General features: G+C 57.7%; 8 protein-coding genes and 1 tRNA gene. All 9 read left to right on the plus strand.

Annotation, left to right across the window (positions count from 1 at the left end; genetic code table 11):
* Positions 1-18 precede the first annotated feature (18 nt).
* The 9 genes from BQ7382_RS09055 to BQ7382_RS09095 all read left to right on the plus strand — a co-directional run bounded on the left by BQ7382_RS09055 (position 19) and on the right by BQ7382_RS09095 (position 11,591).
* Positions 19-1,227 carry an isocitrate/isopropylmalate family dehydrogenase gene (locus tag BQ7382_RS09055; protein WP_077391782.1) on the plus strand — a complete coding sequence of 403 codons (1,209 nt, stop codon included), beginning with the start codon at positions 19-21 and terminating at the stop codon, positions 1,225-1,227.
* A gap of 185 nt (positions 1,228-1,412) precedes the next feature.
* Positions 1,413-2,354: an AEC family transporter gene (locus tag BQ7382_RS09060; RefSeq protein WP_077391783.1), complete on the plus strand. Its 942-nt coding sequence runs from the start codon at positions 1,413-1,415 to the stop codon at positions 2,352-2,354.
* Positions 2,355-2,641: 287 nt separating this feature from the next.
* A complete protein-coding gene (gene purE / locus BQ7382_RS09065; RefSeq protein WP_077391784.1) occupies positions 2,642-3,133 on the plus strand; it encodes a 5-(carboxyamino)imidazole ribonucleotide mutase in 492 nt (163 codons plus the stop codon).
* A 48-nt stretch (positions 3,134-3,181) separates the two neighbouring features.
* Positions 3,182-4,615 (plus strand): amidophosphoribosyltransferase, encoded by a 1,434-nt coding sequence (gene purF, locus BQ7382_RS09070; protein ID WP_144082130.1) that lies wholly within the window; start codon positions 3,182-3,184, stop codon positions 4,613-4,615.
* Between the two features lie 82 nt (positions 4,616-4,697).
* Positions 4,698-5,747 (plus strand): phosphoribosylformylglycinamidine cyclo-ligase, encoded by a 1,050-nt coding sequence (gene purM, locus BQ7382_RS09075; protein WP_077391786.1) that lies wholly within the window; start codon positions 4,698-4,700, stop codon positions 5,745-5,747.
* Between the two features lie 14 nt (positions 5,748-5,761).
* Entirely contained in the window at positions 5,762-6,391 is a 630-nt protein-coding gene (purN, locus tag BQ7382_RS09080) for a phosphoribosylglycinamide formyltransferase (protein ID WP_077391787.1), read from the plus strand.
* On the plus strand, positions 6,388-7,653 hold the full coding sequence (gene purD, locus BQ7382_RS09085; protein ID WP_077391788.1) for a phosphoribosylamine--glycine ligase: 1,266 nt from the start codon (positions 6,388-6,390) through the stop codon (positions 7,651-7,653). Before purN ends, purD begins: the two co-directional genes overlap by 4 nt.
* 21 nt (positions 7,654-7,674) lie before the next feature.
* Entirely contained in the window at positions 7,675-11,385 is a 3,711-nt protein-coding gene (locus BQ7382_RS09090; protein WP_077391789.1) for a phosphoribosylformylglycinamidine synthase, read from the plus strand.
* Positions 11,386-11,514: 129 nt separating this feature from the next.
* A tRNA-Thr gene (locus BQ7382_RS09095) sits at positions 11,515-11,591 on the plus strand.
* Positions 11,592-11,599 lie beyond the last annotated feature (8 nt).

The raw sequence follows: 11,599 nt of genomic DNA on the forward strand, positions 1-11,599 counted from the left end.
AAAGACTGGAGAGCATAGATGGCAGAGATCAGAGAATCGAGAGAACAGGATATAAGAAACGCGGTGTCGGCTTTTGAGGCCATGCTCAGGGAGCAGGTCGCCAGGAACGACAGGATGGAAAAGGAGCGGCTGGAGGCCTCGACAGCCGGCGGATCACCGGATACTTCCGCCTCGGAGGGTGCGGGGAACGGTAAAAAGATCGTGATAGGCACCACCGCAGGCGACGGTATCGGGCCGGTGATCATGAAGGAGGCCAGGCGCGTCCTGGCGGAACTCCTCAAGGACGAGATCTCCGGCGGAAAGGTGGAGCTCCGCAGCATCGAGGGGTTCACCTTGGAGAACAGGCTCGCCTGCGGTGAGACCGTGCCTCCGGATGTGCTGGCGGAGATGAAGAAGTGCGATGTCCTCCTCAAGGGCCCGACCACCACCCCGAACGCCGCGATGAACACGAAGAACCTGGAGAGCGCCAACGTTTTCCTCAGAAGAGCCTTCGACCTCTACGCGAACGTGCGCCCGGTGTCGATACCTGAGGAGGGGATAGACTGGACGTTTTTCAGGGAGAACACTGAGGGCGAGTACGCCCTGGGCAGCCGCGGCGTGACCGTGGGAGACAGCCTGTCGGTGGATTTCAAGGTGACCACCGTCGAGGGGACGAGGAGGATCGCGAAGGCAGCCTTCGATTTTGCCAGAGCCAACGGCAAGAAGAGGCTGTCCATCGTGACAAAGGCCAACATCCTCAAGAAGACCGACGGCGGGTTCCTGCAGCTCGCCCGGGAGATCGGGAAGGACTATCCTGAGATCGAGGTGGACAGCTGGTTCGTGGACATCATGGCCGCGAATCTCGTAAACAAGGACATCAGGAGCGACTTCCAGGTGTTCCTGCTGCCGAATCTCTACGGTGATATCATCACCGACGAGGCCGCCCAGATCCAGGGCGGCGTGGGCACCGCGGGGAGCGCCAACATCGGGAGCCGCTACGGTATCTTTGAGGCCATCCACGGGAGCGCGCCGAGGATGGTGGAGCAGGGCATCGAGGAGTACGCGAATCCGGCGAGCCTCATGAAGGCGTCGGCGATGATGCTCTCCCACGTGGGTTACACGGAAAAGGCCCGCCGCCTGGAGTCGGCGCTCGACGCCGCGGACCGGGAACTCGGGAGCACCATGACCGGCCTGCCGGGCGGAGGAAAGTGCACGGAGTTTGCTGACAAAGTCATGGAAAAGTTATAATATAGCAAAAGTGATATTACGAGAGGCTGTCATGTGGCAGCCTTTTTGATTGGGCTATGTGGCCCCGGTCCGCCAGGGCCACATAGCCACGGCCTCGAACATGATCCGCCGGACGGCACGGACTCAGGCCGCCGCAAGACTTCGCAGACACAACAGACTTTTTTCAGAAAGGAAGACTTTTTCGGATGCTGGGAAATCTGATAATTTGCTTTAACGCCGTACTGCCGCTGATGATATACCTGCTCATCGGGTTCCTGATACGGAAGTTCAACATCCTGGACGGTGACGAGGTGAAGCGGGTGAACCACATGATCTTCATCGTGTTCTTTCCCGCCCTGATGTTCGAGAACCTCTATTCTTCCAACATCAGTGAGTCCATCGACATGAGACTGGAGCTGTACGGGGTGACATTTCTCATGGTGATGTTCGGCCTGACCTGGGCATTCGTCCACAGGATAGTGAAGAGCGACAAGACCAGGGGCGCAATGATACAGGCGATCTACCGGAGCAACTTCGTGATCATGGGGCTGCCGATAACCATAAACATTTTCGGGAAGGGGAACGCGGCGGCCACGGCGGCGCTGATCATGGTGATCGTACCTCTGTATAACGTCCTGGCCGTGATAACCCTGGAATACCACAGGGGAGGCAGGACATCCGCGGGAGACATGATCATAAGGATCCTGAAGAACCCTATCATCCTGGGGGCCCTTGCGGCGATCGCATGCATGGCCCTGGGGATACAGGTGCCGAAGCAGGTAAACAGCGTCATTTCGTCGATGTCGGATACGTGCACCGTGATGGCAATGATAATACTCGGAGCGTCCTTCAGCCCTCAGGGTGTTGCCGCGGGAAAGAAGAACCTGATAATATCGCTGGTCGGGAGGCTTTTCGTGTTCCCGGCGGTGGGGCTCACCATCGCGGCGCTGCTTGGGTTCCGGGGACAGGAGTTCATCGCGCTGCTGGCCATGCTGGCTGCACCGCCTGCTGTCTCCTCCTTCACCATGGCTCAGTCCATGGACAGCGATGGTGAGCTTGCGGGGAACGCGGTGGTGTTCGCAACGCCGCTCTCGTGTCTGACCATTTTCCTGTGGCTGTTCCTCTTCAAAACATTGGGGATGTTCTGATGGAACGCTGACGATCATGCCGGCAAATGAATACATAGATAAACATCAGCAGCCGAACGAAGGCTGCTTTTTATGTTATAATTGTTCACGAAAAAGCCCTTGATGTTCTTATTTTGGCGGCTGGGGAGGCCACGAGCCCGGGGATGGCCGCGGGACAGATTGAACTCACTGACTTCAGGTGATAGATTTATTACGCGAATATTATTGTTGATAAAAGACAGGAACGGAAGACAGGAGCCGTTCCTTTTTGCGCCTGTGAGGTTATTCAGGACTGGAGGTACCGGGCTATGAAAAAAGTTGCAGTTATCATGGGAAGCGACAGCGATCTGCCTGTAGTTGAGAAGGCGGTGACCGAGCTGAAGAAATACGGAGTTCCGACGGAGGTCCACGTTTTCTCCGCACACAGGACTCCTGACGAGGCCATCGGGTTCGCCAAGGCCGCAGAGGACAACGGATTCGGAGTTATCATCTCGGCAGCAGGAAAAGCTGCTCATCTGGGCGGTGTTCTGGCTGCCAACACGGTCCTGCCGGTGATCGGAGTGCCGATCAAGGCTTCGGCCCTCGAGGGAATGGACGCACTTCTTTCCACGGTCCAGATGCCTCCTGGGATCCCTGTAGCGAGCGTTGCCATCGACGGAGCGAAGAATGCCGGTATCCTTGCAGTGGAGATCCTGGCTCTGAGCGATCCGGATCTCAAGAAGAAGCTCTGGGACGAGAGGAAGAAGGCCCACGACGCGGTGATAGAAAAGGACAAGAAGGTAAGTCAGCAGTTCCAGTAAGACGAGCAGCAGTGCTCAGGCGTTATGACAGGAGAACAAGAGGAGACAATGAACGGGCTTAGAGAAGAATGTGGAGTTTTCGGGGTCTGGTCGCCCCACAGATCCCAGGTGGGAAGGACCGTGTACTACGGGCTTTTCTCGCTTCAGCACAGAGGTCAGGAGAGCTGCGGCATCGTGGTGAACGATGACGGGGTATTCACCGGATACAAGGATCTGGGAATAGTGAACGACGTTTTCACCAATGAGAGGCTGGATGCCCTCGGGCCGGGAAGCATAGCCATCGGCCACGACAGGTACGGGACCACCGGTGCCACCGACAGGAACAACGCCCAGCCTATAGTGGTCAATCACATCAAGGGCGGAATGGCCCTGGCCCACAACGGCAACATCGTGAACTCCTTCGAGCTCAGGCGGGCCCTTGAGCTTCAGGGTTCCATTTTCCAGACCACCAGCGACACCGAGGTGATAGCCTATCTCATCACCAAGGAGAGGCTGACGTCTGAGTCCATACAGGAGGCCATCAACTCGGCGATGAACAAGATCAGGGGAGCCTATTCCCTGGTGATCATGTCCCCGTCAAAGCTCATCGCCGTGAGGGATCCTTACGGGATCAGACCGCTGTGCTACGGCGTAAGAGAAGACGGCACGTACATTGTCGCATCCGAGAGCTGCGCCCTTGACGCCGTGTCCGCGAAGTTCGTGAGAGACGTGGAGCCGGGGGAGATCCTGGTGTTTTCCGAGGACGGCATCGAGAGCATAAGAGATCACTGCGGAAGTGTGAACAAGCGCATCTGCATCTTCGAGTACATCTACTTCGCGAGGCCAGATTCCGTCATCGACGGGGTCAGCGTGCACTCCGCGAGGGTCAATGCGGGAAAAGCCCTGGCCATGGACTGGCCGGTGGATGCGGATGTCGTGGTGGGCGTTCCTGATTCCGGCCTCGACGCGGCCCTCGGATACGCGTACCAGTCCGGTATCCCGTACACCATGGGGTTCATCAAGAACAAGTACATAGGAAGGACCTTCATCGCTCCCGGACAGAGCGAGAGAGAGCGGATGGTGGACATCAAGCTCAATGTCATCAAGGATGAGGTCCGTGGAAAAAGAGTGGTCCTCATCGACGATTCCGTGGTGAGGGGCACCACCTCGAAGAACATAGTCCAGAAACTGAGGGACGCAGGAGCGAAGGAGGTCCATCTGAGGCTGACCGCCCCTGAGTTCACCAACGCCTGCTACTACGGCACGGATATCCCGGACAGCAAGAACCTCCTGGCTGCAAACCACACCCTGGAGGAGATGAAGGAGATCATCGGCTGTGACAGCCTGGGATTCCTCAAGAAGGAGAGGCTGAGAGAGATGATCGGCGAGACCGACGATCAGGGATACTGCAGCGCATGCTTCGGAGACGGTTATCCGGCGGGCAGGCCTCAGAGCGACGGAAAATACATGTTCGAGACCAAGATCAGCGAGAAGAACAAATAATGAACTGACGGGCAGTTGACGGGCGGTTGACCGGTAGTTGACGGCACAAATAACGACGGAAGGCAAGGAGGATAGACTCACGATGAAGAGCCAGAGCGAGAGCTACAAGGAAGCAGGAGTAGATATCACCAGCGGATACAGGGCCGTTGAGCTGATGAAGGAGCACGTGGCAAAGACCATGGTCTTCGGCAACACCGCCCCTGTGGGAGGATTCGGAGGACTTTTCCAGCCGGACCTCACCGGCATGGAGGAGCCTGTGCTGGTAAGCGGCACCGACGGCGTGGGGACCAAGCTGAAGCTGGCATTCCTACAGGATCGCCACGACACTGTGGGCATCGACTGCGTGGCGATGTGCGTTAACGACATCATCTGTGTGGGAGCGAAGCCACTGTTTTTCCTGGACTACATCGCCTGCGGCAAGAACGTTCCGGAAAAGATCGCGGACATCGTCAAGGGCGTTGCCGACGGCTGCGTCCAGTCGGAGTGCAGCCTCATAGGAGGAGAGACGGCGGAGATGCCGGGCTTCTATCCTGAGGACGAGTACGACCTGGCGGGCTTTGCGGTCGGCATCGTTGACAAGAAAAAGGTCATCGACAAGGAGTCGGTGAAGGAGGGCGACGTGATCATCGGCATCGCCAGCTCGGGCATCCACTCAAACGGATATTCCCTGGTGAGGAAGGTATTCGACGTGGAGAACTGCGACCTGGGCCAGAAGCCTGAGATCCTGGGTGGAAAGACCCTGGGAGAGACGCTGCTCACCCCGACGAAGATCTACGTAAAGCCGATGCTGGCTCTTTTCAAGGAGATCCAGCCACATGGCGTGATGCACATCACCGGAGGCGGCTTCTACGAGAACATTCCGAGAGGCCTGCCTGAGGGGTACAGCGCCAGGATCAACAAGGACGACCTGGAGGTGCTGCCGATATTCAGGCTCCTCATGGAGAAGGGCAACATCCCTGAGAGGGACATGTTCAACACCTACAACATGGGAACTGGCATGACGGTTGTAGTCGCCAGGGAGGACGCGGAAAAAGCCCTGTCCATAATCAACGGGGCCGGCGAGCGCGCTAAGGTCATCGGCGAGGTGGTCAAGGGCGGCGACGGCGTCATCATCACGGGACTCGACGACTAGCGGAGACGGTCACGATGGAAAATTCCAGCATAGATAAGAACACAGACAAAACAGAAAAAGCGAAGGTGGCGGTCCTCATATCCGGCGGGGGAACGAATCTCCAGGCGATAATAGACCGCTGGCAGGCGGGGAAGATGCCGCATTGTGAGATATCCCTGGTGGTATCTTCCAGGAGAGACGCCTACGGCCTGCAGAGGGCGGAGAAGGCGGGGATCCCACACTGCTTCATCGGAAAGGAGAACTTCGAGGAGAGGCTCCTCGAGCTCCTGGAGGAAAACGGTATCCAGATCATCGTACTGGCGGGCTTCCTCAAGGTTCTGAGCAGCGGGTTCGTGAGCAGATATCCGGAGAGGATCCTGAACGTCCACCCTTCCCTCATCCCTTCCTTCTGCGGTGACGGATATTACGGGCTCAAGGTCCACGAGGCCGCTCTTGCCAGAGGGGTCAAGGTGTCCGGAGCCACCGTCCATTACGTGAATGAGGTGACCGACGGAGGGAAGATCATCGCTCAGAAGGCTGTGGAGGTGAAAGACGGCGACACGCCGGAGACCCTGCAGCGCCGTATCATGGAGCAGGCCGAATGGATCCTTTTGCCAGAAGCCGTGGAGATGACCGCGGCCGGGATAACGGGAGGAAAAGCATGAAGATAGCAGTAGTAGGAGGGGGCGGCAGAGAGCACGCCATCATCAAGGCGCTGAAGAAGAGCCCCAAGGTAGATAAGATATACGCCCTTCCGGGGAACGGCGGCATCGCGGCCGACGCGGAGTGCGTGGACATTGGAGCGAAAGAGCTGAGCAGGATCGTGGACTTTGCGGTGGACAACGCCATAGATTACGTGGTGGTCGCCCCGGACGATCCCCTGGCCATGGGTCTCGTGGACCTGCTGGAGGCAAAGGGCATACCGGCCTTCGGACCTAAGGCCTCGGCTGCGATCATAGAGTCCAGCAAGGCCTGGTCCAAGGACATGATGAGAAGATATGGCATACCTACGGCGGAGTACAGGACCTTCGACGATCCCGGAGAAGCCATGGAATACGTGGAAAAGGCAGAGCTCCCGGTGGTCATCAAGGCCGACGGCCTCGCGCTCGGAAAAGGCGTGATCATCGCTGAGAGCAGAGAGGACGCCCGCGAGGGGATCAAGTCCATAATGGAGGACAAGAAATTCGGCGACAGCGGCAACGTCGTAGTCATAGAGGAATTTCTCCGTGGACCTGAGGTCAGCGTCCTGGCCTTCACCGACGGAAATGTGGTGAGACCTATGATCTCCTCCATGGACCACAAGCGGGCCCTGGACGGTGACAAGGGACTGAATACCGGAGGCATGGGCACCATCGCTCCGAATCCTTACTACACACAGGCCGTGGCGGACGAGTGCATGGAGAAGATCTTCCTGCCGACCATCAAGGCCATGAACCAGGAGGGAAGGACCTTCAGGGGATGCCTGTACTTCGGTCTCATGATCACGGAAAAAGGCCCGAAGGTCATCGAGTACAACAGCAGGTTCGGTGATCCGGAGACTCAGGTGGTGCTTCCGCTCCTCCAGGGAGATCTCCTGGATATCATGATGGCATGCACCAACGGCACCCTGTCGGATGTCGACTTCAGATTCAGCAGCGACAGCGCCTGCTGCGTGGTCGCCGCATCCGGGGGATACCCGGTCTCCTATAAGAAGGGATATCCGGTCACACTCCCGGATGACACCAGCCGGATCTACATCGCCGGAACGAAGCTGCAGAACGGCGTTCAGGTCACCAGCGGAGGAAGAGTGCTGGGCGTGACAGAAACGGCCCCGACCCTCAGAGAGGCAGTAGATAAGGCGTACAGAACCATGGAAAAAGTCAGCTTCCAGGATATGTACTACAGGAAGGACATCGGAGCCAGGGCACTTGAGGCTCTGGAGAAATAGATAGCCAGGAGAGAGGTGAACATGGTCAGAGTAATATATGTAGAGAAAAAACCTGAATTTGCCATCAAGGCCGAGGAGCTCCGCAGGGAGATCCGTGAGGTCCTGCTCATCCCGGGCGTGGAGAGAGTCAGGATCCTGAACAGATATTTTGTGGAAGACCTGTCAGACCAGGCTTTTCAGGAGGCGAAGGAGACCATATTCTCCGAGCCGCCGGTGGACATCACATACGATGAACTGGATCCCGGAGAAGGGAAGGTCATCGCCGTGGAGTACCTGCCAGGGCAGTTCGACCAGAGGGCGAGCTCTGCGGAGGAGTGCGTGAAGTTCATCGCTCCCGATGAAGACCCTGCCGTGAAGTCGGCTACGGTATACATCCTGGAGGGGGACATCTCCGACCAGGATCTGGAGAGGATCCGCACACACCTGATCAACCCGGTGGAGGCAAGGGAGGCTTCTCTTGAGGTGCCGGAGACGCTCAGGGCGTCTTACCCGGAGCCTGAAAAGGTCGCCGTTCTCGAGGGGTTCATCGGCTATGATGACGATGCTCTGGAGAAGTTCAGGATCGATAACGGCCTTGCCATGGACCACCCTGATCTGGCCATGTGCCGCGACTACTTCGCAGGTCTCCACAGAGACCCTACCATTGCAGAGATCAAGGTGATCGACACCTACTGGTCCGACCACTGCCGCCATACCACATTCAACACCACCATCAGGGGAGTCACCTTCAAGGATCCGGTGGTGAACAAGACGTTCCAGGATTACCTGGAGACGAGGAAGCAGCTCGGCGTCAGGAAACCTGTAAGCCTCATGAACGTGGCCACCATCGCGGTGAAGGCCCTCAAGGAAAAGGGGCTGCTCGACCACATGGTGGAGTCGGAGGAGATCAACGCCTGCACAGTCGACTTCAAGGCGGATGTCGACGGGGAAGAGCAGGACTGGGTGCTCCTTTTCAAGAACGAGACACACAACCATCCTACCGAGATAGAGCCTTTCGGCGGAGCCGCCACATGCATAGGCGGTGCCATAAGAGACCCTCTTTCCGGGAGGAGCTACGTCTACGCGGCCATGAGAGTCACCGGAGCGGGAGACCCTCTCACACCGGCCTCTGAGACCAGAAAGGGCAAGCTGCCTCAGCGCAAGATCGTGACGACGGCTGCGGCAGGATACAGCTCCTACGGAAACCAGATCGGCCTCACCACCGGCATCGTAGACGAGATATACCATCCGGGCTACGTGGCCAAGAGGATGGAGGTGGGGGCCGTACTCGGCGCCGCGCCTGCTGACAACATAAGGAGAGAGAGACCTGAGCCGGGCGATGTGGTCATCCTCCTCGGCGGCCGCACGGGAAGAGACGGCATCGGCGGAGCCACGGGTTCATCCAAGTCTCACAGCAAGGAGTCCCTGGAGCATTGCGGCGCAGAGGTCCAGAAGGGAAATGCGCCTGAAGAGAGGAAGATCCAGAGACTGTTCAGAGATCCGGAGGCTACCAGGCTCATCAAGAGGTGCAACGACTTCGGAGCCGGAGGAGTTTCCGTTGCGATCGGAGAGCTGGCGGACGGCCTGGACATCCAGCTGGATAAGGTGCCGAAAAAATACGATGGACTGGACGGGACCGAGCTCGCCATCAGCGAGTCGCAGGAGAGGATGGCCGTGGTAGTGGCCGCAAAGGACGCTGAGGCTTTCGAAAAGCTGGCCGAGGGGGAAAACCTCGAGTCCACTGTCGTGGCCACTGTCACCGAGAAGCCTTATCTGACGATGACCTTCAGGGGTCAGAAGATCGTGGACATCTCAAGGGAATTCCTCGATACCAACGGCGCTGAAAAACAGGAGGACGCCGTCGTGGAGGCCGCTGAAGATTACAAAAAGCCACTTCCTGCCGACTTCGGCCGCGGAATGAGGGAGCTGGTGGCAGACCTGAACGTGTGCTCCAAAAGAGGCCTTTCCGAGCGCTTCGATTCGACCATCGGCGGCGGCACCGTGCTCATGCCTTTCGGAGGTATCTACCAGAGGACGCCGATCCAGGCAATGGTCCACAAGATCCCTGTGCTGGACGGCGCCACGGACACCGTTTCCATGATGTCCTACGGATTCAATCCTTATATCTCGGAAAAGAGCCCTTATCACGGTGCGTACCTCGCGGTGGTAGAGAGCATATGCAAGCTCCTCGCCCAGGGTGCGGAATACAAAGACGTTTACCTGACTTTCCAGGAGTACTTCGAAAAGCTGGGAGACAGCGACAAGAGCTGGGGCAAGGCCCTGTCTTCCGTTCTTGGCGCCTACAGGGCCCAGATGGAGCTGGGCGTGGGAGCCATCGGCGGAAAGGACTCCATGAGCGGGACCTTCGAGGACATCCACGTTCCGCCTACGCTGATATCCTTTGCGGTGACCACCAGCAAGCTGGACAGGATCGTTTCGTCCGAGTTCAAGGCCAGGGGCCACAAGGTGGTGATCCTGAAGCCTGAATACGGCGAGGACGGCCTCCCTGAGGCGCAGTCTCTCATGGAGAACTTCGGGGAACTCAAAGAACTCTTCGACCAGGGACTCGTGGCCGCCTGCAGGACTCCTGGATACGGCGGTGCTGCAGAGGCCGTCTACAAGATGGCCATAGGCAACGGCATCGGATTTGAGTTCGATCCGGTCATACCGCTGGAAGACATATTCGGATACAGCTACGGCAGCTTCATCATAGAGCTCGAGCACGAGACAGAGCTCAGCGACCACTTCACCAGCCTGGGCCGCACCACTGGAAAGGCGGCGATCGCCAGCCTCCACGAGGTCATCAAGCTGGAGGAGCTGGACATGCTCTACGAGGGCAAACTGGAGCCGGTATATAACATGGAGACCGGAAAATATCCTGAGCCTATCAGAGAGGTGATCTACAGGACGAGATACCAGGGCGGAGAGCACAAGGCTGTTGAGGGAAAGCCTCGCTTCCTGATACCTGTGTTCCCGGGCACAAACTGCGAATACGACACCGCCAGAGCCGCAGAGGGCGCCGGCGGAGAAGCCGAGATCTTCGTGGTGAACAACCTCGACGCAGACCACCTGAAGAGATCCGTGGACGAATTCGCTGCGGCTATAAGAAGATCTCAGGCTATATTCATACCGGGAGGTTTCTCCGGTGCCGATGAGCCGGACGGCTCAGGAAAATTCATCACCTCATTCTTCAGGAACGAGGCGGTGAGCCAGGCCGTGATGGAGCTCCTCCAGAAAAAGGGAGGGCTTGTCGCCGGCATATGTAACGGCTTCCAGGCGCTCATAAAACTCGGGCTCCTTCCTTATGGAGAGATCGCTCCTCAGACGGAGAACAGCCCGACCCTGACGTTCAACGACATCGGAAGGCACCAGTCCAAGTTGGTTCGCACCAGGGTGTGCTCCACAAAATCCCCGTGGCTGAGAAAGGCGGCTGTGGGCCAGATCCTGACGGTGCCGATCTCCCATGGCGAAGGAAAGTTCGTGGCCACTGAGGACGACATGGACTACCTGATCGACAACGGTCAGGTGCTGACGCAGTACGTGGATCTGGACAACAACCCGTCCATGGACATACAGTACAATCCGAACGGATCCGTGATGGCGGTGGAGGGCATCCTCTCGCCTGACGGCCACGTCCTTGGAAAGATGGGCCACTCAGAGCGTATCGGCCAGGGCCTGTACAAAAACGTCCCTGGAGAGTACGATCTTAAGCTCTTTGAGTCCGCAGTCGACTACTTCAAGTCGGAAGCCTGATATTCGAAGACCGATGATTTTCCCGCAACATGATATAAGAGTCCGGACAGCCCCGGATGACCGGTGGCTGTCCCCTTTTCAAGGCTTGACAGCAATTGTGATTTGCTGTAATATCATCATGTTGCATGCGCTGTTGTAGCTCAGTTGGTAGAGCGCTTCCTTGGTAAGGAAGAGGTTCGGCAGTTCAAGTCTGCTCAACAGCTCCAGATTTAAT

It is taken from the genome of Mobilibacterium timonense (genome assembly GCF_900155555.1).
In the GTDB taxonomy this organism is placed as follows: Bacteria; Bacillota; Clostridia; order Peptostreptococcales; family Anaerovoracaceae; genus Allobaileyella; species Allobaileyella timonense.